The 19,547-nt window shown below is 66.8% G+C and carries 15 protein-coding genes; 1 reads left to right on the top strand and 14 read right to left on the bottom strand.

What is annotated here, in order from left to right; translation table 11 throughout:
- Nucleotides 1–4: 4 nt before the first annotated feature.
- The 5 genes from atpD to FWJ24_RS01340 form a co-directional block, all read right to left on the bottom strand.
- Nucleotides 5–1,441: a F0F1 ATP synthase subunit beta gene (gene atpD / locus FWJ24_RS01360; RefSeq protein WP_150285978.1), complete on the bottom strand. Its 1,437-nt coding sequence runs from the start codon at nt 1,439–1,441 to the stop codon at nt 5–7.
- A 26-nt stretch (nt 1,442–1,467) separates the two neighbouring features.
- Complete coding sequence (locus tag FWJ24_RS01355; RefSeq protein ID WP_150285977.1) at nt 1,468–2,337, bottom strand: F0F1 ATP synthase subunit gamma; 870 nt, start codon at nt 2,335–2,337, stop codon at nt 1,468–1,470.
- A gap of 107 nt (nt 2,338–2,444) precedes the next feature.
- On the bottom strand, nt 2,445–3,974 hold the full coding sequence (atpA, locus tag FWJ24_RS01350; RefSeq protein WP_150285976.1) for a F0F1 ATP synthase subunit alpha: 1,530 nt from the start codon (nt 3,972–3,974) through the stop codon (nt 2,445–2,447).
- Between the two features lie 77 nt (nt 3,975–4,051).
- Nucleotides 4,052–4,609, bottom strand: coding sequence for a F0F1 ATP synthase subunit delta (locus FWJ24_RS01345; RefSeq protein ID WP_150285975.1), 558 nt, complete (start codon nt 4,607–4,609; stop codon nt 4,052–4,054).
- 283 nt (nt 4,610–4,892) lie between these two features.
- Nucleotides 4,893–7,109: a primosomal protein N' gene (locus FWJ24_RS01340; protein WP_150285974.1), complete on the bottom strand. Its 2,217-nt coding sequence runs from the start codon at nt 7,107–7,109 to the stop codon at nt 4,893–4,895.
- Nucleotides 7,110–7,214: 105 nt separating this feature from the next.
- Here FWJ24_RS01340 and FWJ24_RS01335 point away from each other — a divergent pair, with 105 nt between their 5' ends.
- Nucleotides 7,215–8,120, top strand: a complete 906-nt coding sequence (locus FWJ24_RS01335) for a tyrosine recombinase XerC (RefSeq protein WP_150285973.1) — start codon at nt 7,215–7,217, stop codon at nt 8,118–8,120.
- A gap of 70 nt (nt 8,121–8,190) precedes the next feature.
- On the opposite strand, the gene lpdA is transcribed toward FWJ24_RS01335, so the two are convergent.
- The 9 genes from lpdA to zapE form a co-directional block, all read right to left on the bottom strand.
- Entirely contained in the window at nt 8,191–9,588 is a 1,398-nt protein-coding gene (gene lpdA, locus FWJ24_RS01330) for a dihydrolipoyl dehydrogenase (protein ID WP_150285972.1), read from the bottom strand.
- Nucleotides 9,589–9,715: 127 nt separating this feature from the next.
- A complete protein-coding gene (odhB, locus tag FWJ24_RS01325; RefSeq protein ID WP_150285971.1) occupies nt 9,716–10,918 on the bottom strand; it encodes a 2-oxoglutarate dehydrogenase complex dihydrolipoyllysine-residue succinyltransferase in 1,203 nt (400 codons plus the stop codon).
- 38 nt (nt 10,919–10,956) lie between these two features.
- Nucleotides 10,957–13,839, bottom strand: coding sequence for a 2-oxoglutarate dehydrogenase E1 component (locus FWJ24_RS01320; protein ID WP_246155463.1), 2,883 nt, complete (start codon nt 13,837–13,839; stop codon nt 10,957–10,959).
- 8 nt (nt 13,840–13,847) lie between these two features.
- Complete coding sequence (locus FWJ24_RS01315) at nt 13,848–14,081, bottom strand: YqaE/Pmp3 family membrane protein (protein ID WP_150285969.1); 234 nt, start codon at nt 14,079–14,081, stop codon at nt 13,848–13,850.
- 23 nt (nt 14,082–14,104) lie between these two features.
- Nucleotides 14,105–14,989 carry a succinate--CoA ligase subunit alpha gene (gene sucD, locus FWJ24_RS01310; protein ID WP_150285968.1) on the bottom strand — a complete coding sequence of 295 codons (885 nt, stop codon included), beginning with the start codon at nt 14,987–14,989 and terminating at the stop codon, nt 14,105–14,107.
- A 16-nt stretch (nt 14,990–15,005) separates the two neighbouring features.
- Nucleotides 15,006–16,199, bottom strand: coding sequence for an ADP-forming succinate--CoA ligase subunit beta (gene sucC, locus FWJ24_RS01305; RefSeq protein WP_150285967.1), 1,194 nt, complete (start codon nt 16,197–16,199; stop codon nt 15,006–15,008).
- 91 nt (nt 16,200–16,290) lie between these two features.
- Nucleotides 16,291–17,253 (bottom strand): malate dehydrogenase, encoded by a 963-nt coding sequence (gene mdh, locus FWJ24_RS01300; protein ID WP_150285966.1) that lies wholly within the window; start codon nt 17,251–17,253, stop codon nt 16,291–16,293.
- Nucleotides 17,254–17,593: 340 nt separating this feature from the next.
- A complete protein-coding gene (locus FWJ24_RS01295; RefSeq protein WP_150285965.1) occupies nt 17,594–18,190 on the bottom strand; it encodes a TetR/AcrR family transcriptional regulator in 597 nt (198 codons plus the stop codon).
- Entirely contained in the window at nt 18,187–19,362 is a 1,176-nt protein-coding gene (gene zapE / locus FWJ24_RS01290; RefSeq protein WP_150285964.1) for a cell division protein ZapE, read from the bottom strand. Before zapE ends, FWJ24_RS01295 begins: the two co-directional genes overlap by 4 nt.
- Between the last annotated feature and the right edge of the window lie 185 nt (nt 19,363–19,547).

Raw genomic sequence — 19,547 nt, 5'->3', positions numbered from 1 at the left:
CCGGTTACGCGGCCTCGGCCGCGAGCTTCTGCGCCTTCTCGACCGCCTCCTCGATGGTGCCGACCATGTAGAAGGCCGCCTCCGGGAGGTGATCATACTTGCCAGCGCAGAGATCGCGGAAGCCGGCGATCGTATCCTTCAGCGACACGAGCTTGCCCGGCGAGCCGGTGAAGACTTCCGCCACGTGGAACGGCTGCGAGAGGAAGCGCTCGATCTTGCGCGCGCGGGCGACGGTGAGCTTGTCCTCCTCGGACAGCTCGTCCATGCCGAGAATGGCGATGATGTCCTGCAGCGACTTGTAGCGCTGGAGAATCGACTGCACCTGGCGCGCCACGGCGTAATGCTCGTCGCCGACGATCATCGGCGAGAGCATGCGCGAGGTCGAGTCGAGCGGGTCGACCGCCGGATAGATGCCCTTCTCGGCGATCGAGCGCGAGAGCACGGTGGTCGCGTCGAGATGGGCGAAGGAGGTCGCCGGCGCCGGGTCGGTCAGGTCGTCCGCCGGCACGTAGATCGCCTGCACAGAGGTGATCGAGCCCTTGGTCGTGGTGGTGATGCGCTCCTGCAGCGCGCCCATGTCGGTCGCGAGCGTCGGCTGATAGCCCACCGCCGAGGGGATGCGGCCGAGCAGCGCCGACACTTCGGAGCCGGCCTGCGTGAAGCGGAAGATGTTGTCGACGAAGAACAGCACGTCCTGGCCCTGGTCGCGGAAATGCTCCGCGACGGTGAGGCCGGTCAGCGCGACGCGGGCGCGGGCGCCCGGCGGCTCGTTCATCTGGCCATAGACGAGGGCGCATTTCGAGCCCTTGGTCGAGCCGCCATGCTCCTTCGGATCGAGATTGACCTTGGATTCGATCATCTCGTGATAGAGATCGTTGCCCTCGCGGGTGCGCTCGCCGACGCCGGCGAAGACCGAATAGCCGCCATGCGCCTTGGCAACGTTGTTGATCAGCTCCATGATCAGCACCGTCTTGCCGACGCCGGCGCCGCCGAACAGGCCGATCTTGCCGCCCTTGGCGTAAGGGGCGAGCAGATCCACCACCTTGATGCCGGTCTCGAGGATCTGCGCCTCGGTCGATTGCTCGGCATAGGAGGGGGCCGGCTGGTGGATCGGCCGCTGCGCCTCGCCCACGACCGGCCCGGCCTCGTCGACCGGCTCGCCGATCACGTTGATGATGCGCCCGAGCGTCGCCTCGCCGACCGGCACGGCGATCGGTGCGCCGGTATCCGCAACCGGATTGCCGCGCACGAGCCCCTCGGTCGAGTCCATCGCGATGCAGCGCACCGTGTTCTCGCCGAGATGCTGCGCGACCTCGAGCACGAGGCGGTTGCCGAGATTGGAGGTCTCGAGCGCGTTGAGGATCTCGGGCAGGTGGCCGTCGAACTGAACGTCGACGACGGCGCCGATAACCTGAGCGATGCGACCCTGCGGCTTGGCCATTGTTCTACCCTCGTTTCGATTGCTGCTCAGAGCGCCTCGGCGCCCGAGATGATTTCAATGAGTTCCTTGGTGATCATCGCCTGACGCGTGCGGTTGTATTTCTGCGTCTGCTTCTTGATCATCTCGCCGGCATTGCGCGTGGCATTGTCCATCGCGCTCATGCGCGCGCCCTGTTCGGAGGCGGCGTTCTCGAGCAAGGCACGGAAGATCTGCACCGCGACATTGCGCGGCAGCAGCGTCGAGAGGATCGCCTCCTCGTCCGGCTCGTATTCGTAGGACACCGCACCATTGGCGCCGCCGGCGGGAATCTCGGCCGGGATGACCTGCTGCGCGGTCGGGATCTGGGCGATCACCGACTTGAACCGCGAATAGAACAGCGTCGCGACATCGAACTCGCCGGCCTCGAACATGCCGAGCACGCGCCGGGCGATCATCTCCGCCTCGCCATAGCCGATCTGCTTCACGGCGCGGAGATCGACGACATCGAGGATGAGCTTCTCGTATTGACGCTTGAGCTGCTCGAAACCCTTCTTGCCGACGCAAAGGATCCTGACCGTCTTGCCCGCTGCCTGGAGCGCGTTGATCCGCTCGCGGGCAAGGCGGACAATCGAGGAATTGAACGCGCCGCAGAGCCCGCGCTCGGCGGTGCAGACGATGAGGAGATGAACCTGATCCGCGCCGGTGCCGGCGAGGAGCCGGGGCGCGGCGGCGCCGGTGATGCCGCCGGCGAGATTGGCGAGCACCGCCTCCATTCTGGCGGCATAGGGCCGCGCCGCTTCCGCGGCACTCTGCGCGCGCCGAAGCTTCGCCGCGGCGACCATCTGCATCGCCTTGGTGATCTTCTGCGTCGCCTTCACCGAGGCGATGCGGTTGCGGAGGTCTTTCAACGAGGGCATCTGCTACCGTTTCCCGTCGTCATTGCGAGGAGCGCGAGCGCCGAAGCAATCCATTATCCGGCGGGCGGAGTGGAGCCTGCCGGCTCCGTTCCGCCCGCGATTGACCCTCAGGCGAAGCTCTTCGTGAAGCCCTCGACGATGCCTTTCAGCGTCGCGGCATCCGCGTCGGAAAGGTCCTTCGTCTTGGCGATGTTGTCGAGCAGCGCCTTGTGCTTGTCGCGCAGCAGGGCCAGCAGTCCGTCCTCGTAGGCGCGGACGCGATTGACCGGCAGGCCGTCGAGATAGCCGTTGACGCCGGCATAGATCACGCAGACCTGCTCTTCCATCTTCAGCGGCGAGAATTGCGGCTGCTTCAGGAGTTCGGTCAGCCGCGCGCCGCGGTTGAGCAGGCGCTGCGTCACCGCGTCGAGATCCGAGCCGAACTGCGCGAAGGCCGCCATCTCGCGATATTGCGCCAGCTCGCCCTTGATCTTGCCGGCGACCTTCTTCGTCGCCTTGGTCTGCGCCGAGGAACCGACGCGGCTGACCGAGAGGCCCACATTCACCGCCGGGCGGATGCCCTGGAAGAACAGGTCGGTTTCGAGGAAGATCTGGCCGTCGGTGATCGAGATCACGTTGGTGGGGATATAGGCCGAGACGTCGTTCGCCTGGGTCTCGATCACCGGCAGCGCGGTGAGCGAGCCGGAACCATTATCGGCATTGAGCTTCGCGGCGCGCTCCAGCAGGCGGGAATGGAGATAGAACACGTCGCCGGGATAGGCTTCGCGGCCCGGCGGGCGGCGCAGCAGCAGCGACATCTGGCGATAGGCGACCGCCTGCTTGGAAAGGTCGTCGTAGATGATCACGGCGTGCATGCCGTTGTCGCGGAAGAACTCGCCCATCGCACAGCCGGCGAACGGGGCCAGGAACTGCATCGGCGCGGCATCCGACGCGGTGGCGGCGACGACGATCGAATATTCGAGCGCGCCGCGCTCCTCGAGCACCTTCACGAATTGCGCGACGGTGGAGCGCTTCTGCCCGACGGCGACATAGACGCAGTAGAGCTTGCTCGCCTCGTCATTGCCCTCGTTGAGCGGCTTCTGGTTGAGGATCGTGTCGAGCGCGATCGCGGTCTTGCCGGTCTGGCGGTCGCCGATGATCAGTTCGCGCTGGCCGCGCCCGATCGGGATCAGCGCGTCGATCGCCTTGAGGCCGGTTGCCATCGGCTCGTGCACCGATTTGCGCGGAATGATGCCCGGAGCCTTCACATCGACGCGCGCGCGCTTCTCGGCCTTGATCGGCCCCTTGCCGTCGATCGGGTTGCCGAGCGCATCGACCACGCGGCCGAGCAGACCCTTGCCGACCGGCACGTCGACGATGGCGCCCGTGCGCTTCACCGTCTGGCCTTCCTTGATGTCGCGGTCGGAGCCGAAGATGACGACGCCGACATTGTCGGTCTCGAGGTTCAGCGCCATGCCACGGACGCCGTTCTCGAACTCGACCATCTCGCCGGCCTGGACCTTGTCGAGGCCGAAGACGCGCGCAATGCCGTCGCCGACCGACAGAACCTGACCAACTTCGGCGACTTCCGCCGAAGCGCCGAAATTCTTGATCTGCTCCTTGAGGATCGCCGAGATCTCAGCGGCGCGGATATCCATCTCTCAAGCCTTTCGTTTGCGAAAGCAGTTTCGGGAACCGTGGGAAGCGGGTTGCCTGGCGAAAATGCGTCTGGGGTTCAGCCGTTGATCATCGCGAGTTTCATCGCGTTGAGTTTGGTTTTGAGCGAGGCGTCGATCATGCGGCTGCCGATCTTGACGACCAGCCCGCCGATGATTGCCGGGTCGACCTTCTCGGTCAGCGCGATCTTCTTGCCGGCCTGGCTCTCGAGCGCCTCGAGCACGGCGGCGCGGTTCGCCTCCGAGAGCGGCGCCGCGACGATCACCTCAGCCGGGACGATGCCCTTGCTCTCGGCGACCAGCGCGCGATAGGCGGTGATCATGCCGCGCACGGCGAAGAGCCGGCGCTTGGCCGCAACCAGCTTGAGAAAATTGGCGGCAAGCCCCTCGATCTTCGCCCGCTTGAGCACGGCATCAAGCGCACCGACCTGCTCCTCGGCGGTGAAGACGGGGTTGCGGACGAGGCGGTCGAGGTCGGGACTGATGTCGAGCAGGGCCGCGAAATCGTCGAGTGCGGCAGAAACGGAATCGAGCGCCTGGGCTTCGCTCGCAAGTTCGAACAGCGCCGAGGCATAGCGCCCCGCAAGGCCGGAAACGATCGGGCTGGATGAGGCCACGACGGATGTCTTTCGCGTTCCACACGCGCCGTTCGCCGTCGAGGTGATGGCCTCGGCCGAACGATCGGGCGCCGTGCCCCGGCAACCGGGATCAATCAACGGATCGACGCCGTCGCAGGATGGGAAATCCCTGCGAGGGTCGCGGGGTCGCTAACAAATCTTCAACGGCTGCGCAACACCTTTCACCCCCGGCTTTTGGTCGCAAAGCCGCGGATCGGCGCCGGTTCCGCTCCAGTGTTGCTGCGACGCACAAGCACGGGCGGGAATCCGGCTCCGGCGGAGATCAAAGGAAGCTCAGCGGGTCGATATCGACATCAATCCGCGCCCCGCCCCGCGGCGGGCCGGCCGCGGCGAGCATGGCGCGGATCAGCCCCTGCACCGGAACCGTGCGGGCGGCCTTCAGGATCAGCCGCATGCGGTGGCGGCCGCGCAGCAGCGCCAGCGGCGGCTCGGCCGGGCCGAGCAGCGCCGCCGCGCCGCCGAGGCCGCGCGCGGCGATCTCGCCATGGCCGGCGCGGGCGATCTCCCGCGCATGCGCCTCGGCTGCGGCCTTGTCCCGCGCCGAGACGAGAATGGCGGCAAGCCGCCCGAAGGGCGGTAGCCCGGCCGCCTCGCGCATGGCGATTTCCTCGGCGTAGAAGCGGGCATGGTCGCCCGAAACGAGCGCGCGGATCACCGGATGGTCGGGCTGGTAGGTCTGGAGCACGCCGCGCCCCGGGCGCTCGCCCCGCCCGGCCCGGCCCGTCACCTGCGCGAGAAGCTGGAAGGTCCGTTCCGCGGCGCGCGGATCGTTCGAGACGAGGCCGATATCCGCATCGAGCACGGCGGCGAGCGTCAGATGCGGGAAATTATGGCCCTTGGCGATGAGCTGGGTGCCGATGACGATCGGGAATTCACGCTGCGCCACCGCCTGCAATTCCCGCCGCAGCCGCTCTGTTCCGCCCGGAAAATCCGAGGAGAGGACGATGCGCCGCTCGCCGGGAAAGAGCTCGGCGACCTCCTCGGCGATGCGCTCGACACCGGGCCCGCAGGCGGCGAGGCTTTCCTCGGCGCCGCAGGCGACGCATTGCGCCGGACGCCGCTCGACATGGCCGCAATGATGACAGACGAGCGCGCGCCGGAACCGGTGCTCCACCAGCCAGGCATCGCATTGCGGGCATTGCCAGCGATGGCCGCAGGCCCGGCACAGCGTCAGCGGTGCATAGCCGCGGCGGTTGAGGAAGAACATCACCTGCTCGCCGCGCTTCAGCGCCGCCTCCGCCAGCGCGACGAGACGCGGCGAGAGGAAGCGGCCGCGCGGCGGCGGATCGCGCTTAAGGTCGAGCGCGGAAATGTCCGGCAGGCTGCGACCGGCCGCACGATCCGGCAGCAGGAGATGGCGGTAGCGTCCCTGCATCGCGTTGACGCGACTTTCGATCGAGGGCGTCGCCGAGGCGAGCACCACCGCGCAATCCTCGATCTTGGCGCGCAGAACCGCCATGTCGCGCGCATGGTAGCGCACGAGATCGTCCTGCTTGAACGCTGCCTCGTGCTCCTCGTCGACCACGATCAGCCCGAGTTCGGGAAAGGGCAGGAACAGCGCCGAGCGCGCGCCGACCACCACCCGCGCCTCGCCCTCGGCCACCGCGTGCCAGAGCCGGTCGCGCCGCCCGGCGGGAATGCCGGAATGCCAGGCGCCGGGCAGCCCGCCGAACCGGGCCTCGAACCGCGCGAGGAATTCCGGCGTCAGCGCGATCTCCGGCAGCAGGATCAGCACCTGCCGGCCGGCCGCGAGCGCCGCCGCCACCGCCTCGAAATAGACCTCCGTCTTGCCGGATCCGGTCACGCCTTCGAGCAGATGCGGCACGAAACCGCCTGCCGCCAGGCTCGCGCGGAGCGCCTCCGCCGCCGCCGCCTGCGCCGGCGAGAGCCGCGGCGCCCGCCCGGCCGGGTCGAGCCTGTCCGCCCGCGCCTCCGGCGCCAGGGCCACGATCTCGAATACGCCGTCATCGACCAGCGCATCGATCACGCCGGTCGAACAGGCGGCCGCCTCGGCGAGATCGCGCTTGCGGTAAACGAGCGCGCCGGATGCCGCGGCGAGCAGGCGGGCGCGGGCAGGTGTCATCCGCGCCGGCGTCTTTCCCGTCCGCCGCACGCCGAAGCGGAGCGGCTCATGCGCCTCGCCATCCGGGTCGCGCGCCGCCATGCGCGCCACCATGCCGAGCGGGGCGAGCGTGTATTCCGCCACCCGCGCGATGAAGCGCCGCATCGCCGGCCGCAGCGGCGGCAGCGCCGTCTTCGCCACGATGTCCTTGAGATTGGTCCCGCCGGAGCCGTGGTGAAGCTCCCAGACGAAGCCGTAGCTCCGCCGCGGCCCGAGCGGCACCACCACGCATTCGCCCGTTTCGAGCCGCATCCCCACCGGCACGCGATAGGAATAGCAATGCGGGATCGCGAGCGGCAGCGCGACCTCGGCGATCAGGGGCTCGGGCGACGCGGACCCGCCTTCAGGCACGGACATGCGCGCCTGATAGCACGGATTCGCTCCGGCGCGGCGAGGGTGGAACCGGATTTCTTAACCCGCGCGCCGCAGGATGCCCCAGGATTGTTTCATCCGACGGGGCCCATGTCGATCGAGAACGCCCGCATCGCCTGGCTCGCGGAACTCGCGCGCGAACGGCTCTATTCGGCCAAAACCATCGAGGCCTATGGCCGCGATGTCGGGCAATTCCTGGCCTTTCTCGGCCCCGATCACCGCGCACCGGCCGATTTTCTCGCCGCCCGCCCCGCCGATCTCCGGCTCTTCCTCGCCGCGCGGCGCGAGGCAGGGGTGGGCAGCCGCTCGCTGATGCGCCAGCTCGCGGGGCTCCGCTCCTTCGCACGGTTCCTCGAACGCGAGGGCCACGGCCATGCCTCGGCCTTCAAGGCGGTGAAGGGGCCGCGGGTGAAGAAGGGGCTGCCGCGCCCGCTCTCGCCTGGCGATGCCCGCGCGACCGCGACGCGCGAAGCCCGCGCCGGCGAGGCGAAGGCGCCCTGGATTCTTGCCCGCGACGCTGCCGTCTTCGCGCTGCTCTACGGCGCGGGGCTGCGCATCTCGGAGGCGCTGGCGTTGCGGCGTGCCGATGCGCCGGAACCTGGCGGCGTGCTGCTTATCACCGGCAAGGGCGGCAAGCAGCGGCAGGTCCCCGTCCTGCCGCAGATCGCCGCCGCGATCGCCGATTACCTCGCGCAATGCCCCTGGCGGATGCCGGCCGATGGCCCGCTCTTCGTCGGCGCGAAGGGCGGCCCGCTCTCGCCGCGCATCATCCAGCTGGCGATGGAAGGTTTGCGCGGCGCGCTGGGCCTGCCGGAGAGCGCGACACCGCACGCGCTGCGCCATTCCTTCGCGACGCATCTGCTCGCGCGCGGCGGCGATCTCCGCACCATCCAGGAACTGCTCGGCCATGCCTCGCTCTCGACGACGCAGGTCTATACCGCCGTCGATACCGACCGCCTGATGGCCACCTACAAGGCGGCGCATCCCAGGGCATGATCCGGATGCTGCCCGCTTGCCGGGCCGGCGCATGGAACCTGCCCGGCAAGGCTGCATCGGCAACCTGCCATCAGAGATGGATCTGCCGCTTCTCCACCGCCATCGCGGCTTCCTTGACAGCCTCGCTCATCGTCGGATGGGCGTGGCAGGTGCGGGCAAGATCCTCGGATGAACCGCCGAATTCCATCAGCACCGCTGCCTCATGGATCATTTCGCCCGCGCCCGCCGCGACGATATGCACGCCGAGCACCCGGTCTGTCGCCTTGTCGGCAAGCACCTTGACGAAACCGTCGGTGGCGCGGTTGGCGCGCGCGCGGCCATTGGCGGTGAAGGGGAACTTGCCGGCATTGTACTCGATGCCGGCAGCCTTGAGCTCCTCCTCGGTTTTTCCGACCGAGGCGATCTCCGGGAATGTGTAGACCACGCCGGGGATGACGTCGTAATTCACATGGCCCGCCTTGCCGGCGATGATCTCGGCCACCGCGACGCCCTCATCCTCGGCCTTGTGCGCGAGCATCGGCCCGCGCACCACGTCGCCGATGGCGAAGATACCGGCGACATTGGTGCGGAAATGATCGTCGATCACGATGCGGCCGCGTTCCATCGCCACCCCCGCCGCCTCGAGCCCGAGCCCGGCCGTGAAGGGCCGGCGGCCGATCGCAACCAGCACGATGTCCGCCTCGACACTCTCCGCCGCGCCGCCGGCGGCGGACTCGACCGTCAGCGTCACGCCCTTGGCCGTGGCCTTGGCGCCCGTGACCTTGCTCGCAAGACGGAAGGTCATGCCCTGCTTCTCGAAGAGCCGCTGCGCCTGTTTGGCAACCTCGGCATCCATGCCCGGCAGGATGCGGTCGAGATATTCGATCACCTCGACCCTGGCGCCGAGGCGCCGCCAGACCGAGCCGAGTTCGAGCCCGATCACCCCGGCGCCGATCACGATCAGCCGGCCCGGAACCTTGGCGAGGTCGAGCGCGCCGGTGGAGGAGACGATCCGCTTCTCGTCGATCTCGACGCCGGGCAGCGGGGTCACTTCCGAGCCGGTGGCGATGACGATATTGCGGGTTTCGAGCACCTGGACCGTGCCGTCCTCCACCGTCACCTGGACCTTGCCCGGAGCCAGAACAGCGCCGAGCCCCCTGAAGGCCTCGACCTTGTTCTTCTTGAACAGGAAGGCGACGCCGTTGACATTGGCGGCCACGGTATCGGCCTTGTGCTTCATCATGCCGGGCAGGTTGAGCTTCGGCGCCGGCACCTCGATGCCGAGCGCCGCGAAGCCGTGCCCCGCCTCGTCGAACAGCTCCGAGGCATGCAGCAGCGCCTTCGACGGGATGCAGCCGATATTCAGGCAGGTGCCGCCATAGGTCTTTTCCTTCTCGACCACGGCGACCTTGAGGCCGAGCTGCGCTGCGCGGATCGCGCAGACATAGCCGCCGGGGCCGGAGCCGATGACGATGAGATCATAGGACATGCTTCTCTCCTCTGCCCGACCCCACGCGTCATGGGCGGGCTCGGCCCGGCCAGTCGCGGATCTCCGCGCCGGGACCGGGCAAACAGGGCGGGATGCCGGCTCGCGCCGGGCATGATCGTTCGCCGGATCAGAGATCCATCGCCAGCCGCGCCGGGTCCTCGAGGCATTCCTTGACGCGCACGAGGAAGGTCACGGCTTCCTTGCCGTCGACGATGCGGTGATCGTAGGAAAGCGCGAGATACATCATCGGCCGCACCTCGATCTTGCCGCCGATCACCACCGGCCGCTCCTGGATCTTGTGCATGCCGAGGATGCCGGATTGCGGCGTATTGAGGATCGGCGTCGACATCAGCGAGCCGTAGATGCCGCCATTGGTGATCGTGAAGGTGCCGCCCTGCATCTCCTCGATCTTGAGCTGTCCGTCGCGGGCACGACGTCCGAAATCGGCGATGGTCTTCTCGATCCCGGCCAGGCCGAGATGATCCGCCTCGCGGACGACCGGCACGACAAGGCCCTTGTCAGTGCCGACCGCGATGCCGATATGGTAGTAATTCTTGTAGATGATATCGGTTCCGTCGATCTCGGCGTTGACTCCCGGCAACTCCTTCAGAGCCTGCACGCAGGCCTTGACGAAGAAACCCATGAAGCCGAGCTTCACGCCGTGCTTCTTCTCGAACAGATCCTTGTATTGATTGCGCAGGCCCATCACCGCACTCATGTCGACCTCGTTGAAGGTCGTGAGCATCGCGGCAGTGTTCTGGCTCTCCTTCAGCCGCCGCGCGATGGTCTGGCGCAGCTTGCTCATCTTCACCCGCTCCTCGCGGGCGGCATCATCCGCCGGCGAGGCCACGCGGGGGGCGGCGGGCGCGGCCGGGGCGCTCGGCGCAGCCGGAGCGGCGGCGGCGCGGATCACGTCCTCCTTCAGCACCTGGCCGCGCTTGCCCGATCCTTCGACGACCTGGAGCCCGGTCTCGGCCATCATCCGCGCGGCAGCGGGGGCCGGCGGCATGGCTGCCACCGCAGCGGCGGCGGGCGCCGAAACCGCAGGCGCCGGCGCCTCGGCCTTCGCGGCGGCTGGCGCATCGGCGGCGCCACCGGCCGCGATCGTGCCGAGCAGCGCGCCGACGCCGACCGTTTCGCCATCCTTGGCGACGATTTCCGCGAGCGTTCCGGCCGCCGGCGCATTGACCTCGAGCGTCACCTTGTCGGTTTCGAGTTCGAGGAGCGGCTCATCGGCCTTCACGGCCTCGCCCGGCTTCTTGAACCATTTGCCGATGGTCGCCTCGGTAACGCTTTCGCCGAGGGTCGGAACGCGGATTTCGGTGCTCATGCTTTTGCCTCTGGGGATTCGGTCGGGGCCGAGTTCACTCATTTCGCGAAGGCTTCGTCGAGGAAGGCCTGCAATTGCTGGAGATGCTTGGACATCTGCCCGACCGCAGTCGAGGCTGAGGCCGGGCGGCCGACATAGCGCGCGCGCTTTGCCGCCGAGCCGGCCTGCTGCATGACCCATTCGAGATAGGGCTCGACGAAGGACCAGGCGCCCATGTTCTTCGGCTCTTCCTGGCACCAGACGATCTCGGCCTTCTTGAAGCGCGCAAGCTCCTGCGCCACCGATTTCAGCGGGAACGGATAGAGCTGCTCGACGCGCAGCAGATAGACATCGTCGATCTCGCGCTTCTCGCGTTCCTCGAGCAGGTCGTAATAGACCTTGCCGGAGGACAGGATGACGCGCCGGATCTTGGAATCGGCCTTGAGCTTGAGCGGCGCGCGGCCGCTCTCGGCATCGTCGCGCAGGATGCGGTGGAACGAGGTGTTCTCCGCCAATTCGTCGAGCGTCGAGACGCAGCGCTTGTGGCGCAGCAGGCTCTTCGGCGTCATCAGGATCAGCGGCTTGCGAAAATCGCGCTTGATCTGCCGGCGCAGGATATGGAAATAGTTAGCCGGCGTTGAGCAATTCGCCACCTGCATGTTGTCTTCCGCGCAGAGCTGGAGGAACCGCTCGAGGCGTGCGGAGGAATGCTCCGGCCCCTGCCCCTCATAGCCATGCGGCAACAGGCAGACGAGCCCCGACATGCGCAGCCATTTGCGTTCGCCCGACGAGATGAACTGGTCGAACAGCACCTGCGCGCCATTGGCGAAATCGCCGAACTGCGCCTCCCAGCAGGTGAGCGCATTGGGCTCGGAAAGCGAATAGCCGTATTCGAAGCCGAGGACCGCCTCTTCCGAGAGCATCGAATTGATGACCTCGTAGCGTGCCTGTCCCGCCTCGATATTGTTGAGCGGGGTGTAGCGCGCCTCCGTCTCCTGATCGATCAGCACGGAATGGCGCTGCGAGAACGTGCCGCGTTCGCAATCCTGGCCGGAAAGCCGGACGCGATGCCCCTCCGCCACCAGCGAACCGAAGGCCATGGCCTCGGCACTTGCCCAATCGAGCCCCTCGCCGGTCTCGATCATCTTGCGGCGATTGTCGAGGAAGCGCTGGATCGTGCGGTGGACGTTGAAACCCTTGGGTGCGCGGGTGATCGCCTCGCCGATCGCCTTGAGGCGCGCCAGCGGCACGCCGGTCTGGCCGCGGCGCGGATCCTCCTCGGTTTCCTTGATCGATTTGAGGCCGGACCATTTGCCGTCGAGCCAATCGGCCTTGTTCGGCTTGTAGGCCTGGCCGGCCTCGAACTCGGCCTCGAGACGCTGGCGCCAATCGGCCTTCATCTTCTCGATCTCGCCCTCGGTGACGACGCCTTCGGCCACCAGCTTCGCGGCATAGATCTCGAGCGTCGATTTGTGGCCGCGGATCTTCTTGTACATCAGCGGCTGGGTGAAGCCCGGCTCGTCGCCCTCGTTATGGCCGAAGCGCCGGTAGCACCACATGTCGATGACGACCGGCTTCTGGAACTTCATCCGGAATTCGGTCGCGACCTTCGCCGCGAACACCACCGCCTCGGGATCGTCGCCGTTGACGTGGAAGATCGGCGCCTCGACCATCTTCGCCACGTCCGACGGATAGGGCGAGGAGCGCGAATAGCGCGGATAGGTGGTGAATCCGATCTGGTTGTTGATGATGAAATGCACCGAGCCGCCGGTCCGGTGCCCCTTGAGGCCCGAGAGCCCGAAACATTCCGCGACAACGCCCTGACCGGCGAAGGCGGCATCGCCGTGCAGGAGCAGCGGCATCACCGCGCGGCGATCGTCGCGCGGACAGCCATGCTGGTCCTGCTTCGCGCGCACCTTGCCGAGCACGACCGGATCGACGATCTCGAGATGCGAGGGATTGGCGGTCAGCGACAGATGCACCTTGTTGCCGTCGAACTCGCGGTCCGACGAGGCGCCGAGATGGTATTTGACATCGCCGGACCCCTCGACATCGTCGGGCGCGAAGGAACCGCCCTTGAATTCGTGGAACAGCGCGCGATGCGGCTTGCCCATCACCTGGGTGAGCACGTTGAGGCGCCCGCGATGCGCCATGCCGAGCACGACTTCCTTGCAGCCGAGATTGCCGCCGCGCTTGATGATCTGCTCAAGCGCCGGGATCAGCGCCTCGCCCCCGTCGAGCCCGAAGCGCTTGGTGCCGGTGAACTTGACGTCGAGGAATTTCTCGAATCCTTCCGCCTCGACGAGCTTGTTGAGGATCGCGCGCTTGCCCTCGCGGGTGAAGGTGATCTCCTTGTCCGGCCCCTCGATGCGCTCCTGGAGCCAGGCCTTCTCGGCCGGCTCGGAAATATGCATGAACTCGTAGCCGATATTCTCGCAATAGGTCCGGCGCAGGATCTCGAGCATCTGCCGCAGCGTCGCGAATTCGAGCCCGAGGACATGGTCGATGAAGATCGGCCGATCCCAATCGGCTTCGGTGAAGCCGTAGGAGGAGGGGTGCAGCTCCTCATGATCGCGGCGCGGCTCGATGCCGAGCGGGTCGAGATTGGCATGGAGATGCCCGCGCATGCGATAGGCGCGGATCATCATCAGCGCATGCACCGAATCCCGCGCCGCGCGCTGAAGATCGGCTTCCGCGAAACCCAGCCGGCCGCCCTTGGCATCGCCCTTGGCTTCGGCCGCCTTGCCCTTGAGCTTGTCGCCGATCGCCTTCTCGATCGCGCCCCAATTGCCGTCGAGCGCCGAGATCAATTCGCCATTGGCCGGCACCGGCCAGTTCGGCCGCTGCCAGGACGGGCCGGGCGTCACCTCGCCGGTGATGGCTTCCAGATACGCGGCGTTCGCGCCGGAGAAGGCGGAAAGATCGATTTCGCTGTTGTCCATGTCCGACCTCAAGATTCCCGGGATGTCCCGCCCCCCGCGTCGTTTCTCGCTGTGAGCGTCGCCAGCATTTCCCTGTGGCGGCGCTCGGCATTGTCATCGAGGACCACCAGCACCGCCCAGAGCGCGGCCAGGATCCACCCGTACACGGTAAGCTGAAGGATGAGGCAGAGAATCGACTGGAAGATCTTCCCCCGCAGCGCGAGCGCCAGAAACGGGAGAAGAAGCGCCAGCGCGTAGATCATCGCCTCATGAGCCTTTCAGCACCTCAGCCCTTCAGCACCTCGACGAGCGTCTTGCCGAGCCTCGCCGGTGAGGGCGACACGCGGATGCCCGCCGACTCCATCGCCGCGATCTTGTCCTCGGCGCCGCCCTGGCCGCCCGAGATGATCGCACCGGCATGGCCCATGCGCCGCCCCGGAGGCGCGGTGCGGCCAGCGATGAAGCCGACCATCGGCTTCTTCCGCCCGCGCTTCGCCTCGTCCTTGATGAACTGCGCGGCATCCTCCTCGGCCGAGCCGCCGATCTCGCCGATCATGATGATCGACTGCGTGGCCGGATCGGCGAGGAACAGCTCCAGCATGTCGATATATTCGGTGCCCTTCACCGGGTCTCCGCCGATGCCGACGGCCGTCGTCTGGCCGAGCCCCTCCTGGGTGGTCTGGAACACCGCCTCGTAGGTCAGCGTGCCGGAGCGCGACACGATGCCGACATTGCCGCGCTTGAAGATGTTGCCGGGCATGATGCCGATCTTGCACTCGCCCGCCGTCATCACGCCGGGGCAATTGGGCCCGATGAGGCGCGATTTCGAGCCGGAGAGCGCGCGTTTCACCTTGATCATGTCCTGCACCGGAATGCCTTCCGTGATGCAGACGATGAGCGGGATCTCGGCCTGGATCGCCTCGCAGATCGCATCCGCCGCGCCGGGAGGCGGCACATAGATCACGGACGCATCGGCGCCGGTCTTCTCGCGCGCCTCGGCCACGGTATCGAAGACCGGCAAGCCGAGATGGACGGAGCCGCCCTTGCCCGGCGAGGTGCCGCCGACCATCTTGGTTCCATAGGCGATCGCCTGCTCGGAATGGAAGGTCCCGTTCTTGCCGGTGAAGCCCTGGCAGATGACCCTGGTATTCGCGTCGATGAGGATGGACATCTGGTCAGTCTCCCACTCAGCCCTGAACGGCCTTGACGATCTTCTGCGCGGCGTCGTCAAGGTCATCCGCCGGGATGACGTTGAGGCCGGATTCGCGGATGATTTTCTTGCCGAGTTCCACATTGGTGCCTTCGAGGCGCACCACGAGCGGCACCTTGAGGCCGACCTCCTTCACCGCGGCGATGACGCCCTCGGCGATGATGTCGCATTTCATGATCCCGCCGAAAATGTTGACGAGAATGCCCTTCACGTTCGGATCAGCGGTGATGATCTTGAACGCCGCCGTCACCTTCTCCTTGCTCGCACCGCCGCCGACATCGAGGAAATTCGCCGGCTCAGCACCATAGAGCTTGATGATGTCCATCGTCGCCATGGCAAGGCCGGCGCCGTTGACCATGCAACCGATCGTGCCGTCGAGCGCGACATAGGAGAGATCGTATTTCGAGGCCTCGATCTCCTTCGGATCCTCCTCGGTCAGGTCACGCAGCTCCACCATGTCGGGGTGGCGGTAGAGCGCGTTGGAATCGAAGCCGACCTTGGCGTCGAGGCATTTGAGCACACCATCCTTGGTGACGATCAGCGGATTGACCTCGAGCAGGCTCATGTCCTTCTCGACAAAGGCGGCGTAGAGCTGCGCGGTGAGCTTCTCGGCCTGCTTGGCGAGATCGCCGGTAAGGTTCAGTGCCCGGGCCACCGCGCGGCCGTGATGCGGCATCACGCCGGTGGCGGGGTCGACCGAGAAGGTCACGATCTTCTCGGGCGTGTCATGCGCCACCTTCTCGATATCCATGCCGCCCTCGGTAGAGACAACGAAGGCGGTCCGGCCGGTGCTGCGATCGACGAGCATCGAGAGGTAGAATTCCTTTTCGATATCCGAGCCGTCCTCGATATAGAGCCGGTTGACCTGCTTGCCGGCGGGCCCGGTCTGGATCGTCACCAGCGTGTTGCCGAGCATCTCGCGGGCATGCGCCTCGACCTCGGCGACCGATTTCGCGAGCCGCACGCCGCCCTTGGCCTCGGCCGGAAGCTCCTTGAACTTGCCCTTGCCACGCCCGCCGGCATGGATCTGGCTCTTCACGACGAAGAGCGGTCCGGGCAGCTTCTTCGCCGCCTCGACCGCCTCCTCGACGCTCAACGCCGGATAGCCGGCGGAGATCGTCGCGCCATAGGCCTTCAGAATGGCCTTGCCCTGGTATTCATGGATGTTCATGGAAACTCCTTCGGAAAGGCAATCGGCGATCGGAACCGGACCGGAGGAGCGAGGCGGCCGCCAGGCCGCCCGCCACCGGCCCGCCTCGGCCTTATTTCAGCGCCGGGTTGATGGATTTGCAGGCGTCGATCAGGCCCTGGACCGAGGCGATCGACTTCGCCATCATCGCCTGCTCGTCCTTGTTGAGCCGCACCTTGACGACCCGCTCGACGCCCTTGGCGCCGATCACCACGGGCACGCCGATGAACATGTCGCGCACGCCATATTCGCCCTTGAGATAGGCGGCGCAGGGCAGGACGCGCTTCTGGTCCTTGAGATAGCTCTCGGCCATGACGATCGCGGAAGCCGCCGGCGCGTAGAAGGCCGAGCCGGTCTTGAGAAGGGCCACGATCTCGCCGCCGCCCTTACGGGTGCGCTCGACGATCTGGTCGATCTGCTCCTGCGTGATCCACTTCATCTTGACGAGATCCGGCAGCGGCACGCCGCCGACGGTCGAGTAGCGCACCAGCGGCACCATGTCGTCGCCATGACCGCCGAGCACGAAGGTCTGGATATCCTTGATCGAGACGCCGGTCGCCTCTTCGAGGAAATAGGCCATGCGCGCCGAATCCAGCACGCCCGCCATGCCGACGATCTTGTTCGGCTTCACACCGGAGAACTTCTGGAGCGCCCAGACCATCGCGTCGAGCGGGTTGGTGATGCAGATGACGAAGGCCTTCGGGCAATACTGCTTGATCCCGTTGCCGACCGCTTCCATCACCTTGAGGTTGATGCCGACCAGGTCGTCGCGGCTCATGCCGGGCTTGCGCGGCACGCCGGCGGTGACGATCACGACATCGGCGCCTTCGATGTCCTTGTAGTCGTTCGTGCCCTTGTAGAGCGCGTCGAAACCGTCGATCGCCGAGGATTCGACGAGATCGAGCGCCTTGCCCTGCGGGATGCCCTCCGCGATGTCGAACAGGACGATGTCGCCCAGTTCCTTGAGCCCCGCGAGATGCGCGAGCGTTCCGCCGATCTGGCCGGCTCCGATGAGGGCGATCTTCCGACGTGCCATGGGTTTGTCCTGATGTCTTTCCGAAAGATGGCGCGGGTCCGGTCGAATCCGGCTGCGCGCATCGGGTTCTGGACGCGGCGCCGGATCGGCGCCGCCTGGGCAAGAGAGGCCCGGAAGGCCGGGCGCTTCTGGGTAGGGCCTCCGCCCCGTCGCGACAATATCGAACAGGAGCCAGCGCCCGTCTTTCTGACGCAGACTTGGCGGACATGATGGAAATTCGTTACAGACGAACGGAAAAATCCTTTCTTATCAATGCGGATTTGTTGACGGCCGGCTAAATTCCGGTTCGAGCGGGCGGCGGTTTGATTGTAACAAATAACAATTTTTGTAATTTGAAATATCAATTTCGCCCCGTGAGCGCCCGCACCGCCCAGCGGACCACGCGCTCGCGACGCCCGTCTCCGGCGGGAATGCCCGATTCGGCACAGGACAGCGCCGCCGGATCGCAGAAGCGATGCGCGAGATCGAGCGCCAACGCCGCGGCGCGGCGGGCATCGCTGCCGCCGAACAGCCGCGTCGCGATTCCCTCGTCGGCGATCCGTATCGTCCAGGTCTCGACCCGGCGTCGGTGGCGCGCCGGCTCGAGCATACCGGGGAAGGGGTCGGCCAGCAGGGCGAACAGCGCCCGGTCCTGTGCCCTTGTCTCGGCATAGGCGCGCGAGAGGGTGGCAAGGAAGCGCTCAAGCTTGTCATCGGCCGGGTCCGGCCCGTCGACGATCTCCTGCAGGCGTGCTTCGAGACCGCGCAGCCATTGGCCGAGCAGCGCATCCAGCACCCCCGCCTTGCCGTCGAAATGGCGATAGACATTGGCATGGCTCATCCCGGCGCGCCGGGCGATGCCGGAAATCTTCAGCCGCTGCGGCCCGATCTGGCGCAGTTCGGTCGCGGCCATGGCGAGGATCCGCGCCCGCGCGCTCTCGGCGGGCTCGCCCGTCATGTCTCGACCAGCCCCGTGCTGTCGCCCGAGGCCTGGCTGTCCGGCCGGCCATGCGGCAAGGCGAGATAGGCCTCCGAACGCATCTCGATCAGCCGCGAGACCGTGCGGTCGAACTCGAACGCCTCGTGGCCGCGGCTCGCCATGTAGAGCCCGGCGGGCTCCGCCGCGGCCGAGACGATCAGCTTGACATGGTGCTCGTAGAGGATGTCGATCAGCGTGATGAAGCGCTTGGTTTCGTTCCGCCGCGAAAAATCGAGCCGGGGAACATCGTCCAGCACCAGCGTGTGGAAGTTCCGCGCCAGCGCCAGATAATCGACCGCGCCGAGCGGCTGCGCGCAGAGATCCTCGAACGAGGCACGCGCCACCCCCGCCGCGGCGCGCGGCAGGCGCAGCGCCCGCCCGCCGAGATCGATGTCGCGCGGCTGCGCCGGCTGCCCGGCCGCGATCTCTTCGAACAGCCGATCGAGCACCGCCGCCGCCGCCACATCCGCCGGCGCGTAATAGACCGGGCGGCCGGCGAGCTTCTCCAGCCGGTAATCCGTGCGGGCATCGAGCCGGATCACCTGCATCCGCGCCTCGATCAGCCCGATGAAGGGCAGGAACAGCGCGCGGTTGAGGCCGTTTTCGTAAAGCCGCGCCGGCTCGACATTCGAGGTCGCGACGATCACCACCCCGCGCGCGAACAATGCCTGGAACAACCGGCCGAGAATCATCGCATCCGCGATATCCGTCACCGCGAATTCATCGAACACCAGCACCCAGGCCTCGTCGGCCAGCGCCTCCGCCACCGGGCGGATCGGATCCTCGCCCTTGATCTCGCCGCGCCGGGCGCGCTGGCGCCAATCATGGATGCGGGCATGCACATCCGCCATGAAGGCGTGGAAATGCGCGCGCCGCTTGCGTTTCACGCCAAGGCTTTCGTGGAAAAGGTCGGCGAGCATCGTCTTACCGCGGCCGACCGAGCCCCAGAGATAGATGCCGCGGATCGGCGCCTCCGGCTCCCTGCGGCCGAACAGCCAGCCAAGCGCCGAGCCCTTGCGCGCCAGCCGATGTGCCTCGAGCCGCTGGGCGAGCTGATCGAGCGCCGCCACCACCTGACGCTGCGCCGGATCGGCCTCGAGCCGCCCCTCCGCCACCATGCCCGCGTATCGCGATGCGATCGCCCCGCTCATCCGCCCCGGTCCAGTCTTCGGTCGCGGCGCGGATACCCGCACCCGATTGAGGCTCTAGAGAAACCGCGCGCCGGAGGGAAGAGGCAACGGAAAGACACGGATATGCGCCGCGGCACGGACGGGATTCACCACGCCGGGAAAAAGGCACGGAGCTTGCCACGCTTCTGACAAAAGCGCCCTATATT

It is taken from the genome of Rhabdaerophilum calidifontis (genome assembly GCF_008641065.1).
Classification (GTDB): domain Bacteria; phylum Pseudomonadota; class Alphaproteobacteria; order Rhizobiales; family Beijerinckiaceae; genus Rhabdaerophilum; species Rhabdaerophilum calidifontis.
This window is presented reverse-complemented; position numbering and strand designations above follow the sequence as displayed.

Excerpts from the sequence above, each read along its gene's own strand:
- lpdA (WP_150285972.1), bottom strand. The coding sequence starts at position 9,588 with ATGTCCTATGATCTCATCGTCATCGGCTCCGGCCCCGGCGGCTATGTC.
- FWJ24_RS01320 (WP_246155463.1), bottom strand. The coding sequence starts at position 13,839 with ATGGACAACAGCGAAATCGATCTTTCCGCCTTCTCCGGCGCGAACGCC.
- atpD (WP_150285978.1), bottom strand. The coding sequence starts at position 1,441 with ATGGCCAAGCCGCAGGGTCGCATCGCTCAGGTTATCGGCGCCGTCGTC.
- sucD (WP_150285968.1), bottom strand. The coding sequence starts at position 14,989 with ATGTCCATCCTCATCGACGCGAATACCAGGGTCATCTGCCAGGGCTTC.
- mdh (WP_150285966.1), bottom strand. The coding sequence starts at position 17,253 with ATGGCACGTCGGAAGATCGCCCTCATCGGAGCCGGCCAGATCGGCGGA.
- FWJ24_RS01295 (WP_150285965.1), bottom strand. The coding sequence starts at position 18,190 with ATGACGGGCGAGCCCGCCGAGAGCGCGCGGGCGCGGATCCTCGCCATG.
- odhB (WP_150285971.1), bottom strand. The coding sequence starts at position 10,918 with ATGAGCACCGAAATCCGCGTTCCGACCCTCGGCGAAAGCGTTACCGAG.
- FWJ24_RS01335 (WP_150285973.1), top strand. The coding sequence starts at position 7,215 with ATGTCGATCGAGAACGCCCGCATCGCCTGGCTCGCGGAACTCGCGCGC.
- FWJ24_RS01340 (WP_150285974.1), bottom strand. The coding sequence starts at position 7,109 with ATGTCCGTGCCTGAAGGCGGGTCCGCGTCGCCCGAGCCCCTGATCGCC.
- atpA (WP_150285976.1), bottom strand. The coding sequence starts at position 3,974 with ATGGATATCCGCGCCGCTGAGATCTCGGCGATCCTCAAGGAGCAGATC.
- sucC (WP_150285967.1), bottom strand. The coding sequence starts at position 16,199 with ATGAACATCCATGAATACCAGGGCAAGGCCATTCTGAAGGCCTATGGC.
- FWJ24_RS01355 (WP_150285977.1), bottom strand. The coding sequence starts at position 2,337 with ATGCCCTCGTTGAAAGACCTCCGCAACCGCATCGCCTCGGTGAAGGCG.
- FWJ24_RS01315 (WP_150285969.1), bottom strand. The coding sequence starts at position 14,081 with ATGATCTACGCGCTGGCGCTTCTTCTCCCGTTTCTGGCGCTCGCGCTG.
- zapE (WP_150285964.1), bottom strand. The coding sequence starts at position 19,362 with ATGAGCGGGGCGATCGCATCGCGATACGCGGGCATGGTGGCGGAGGGG.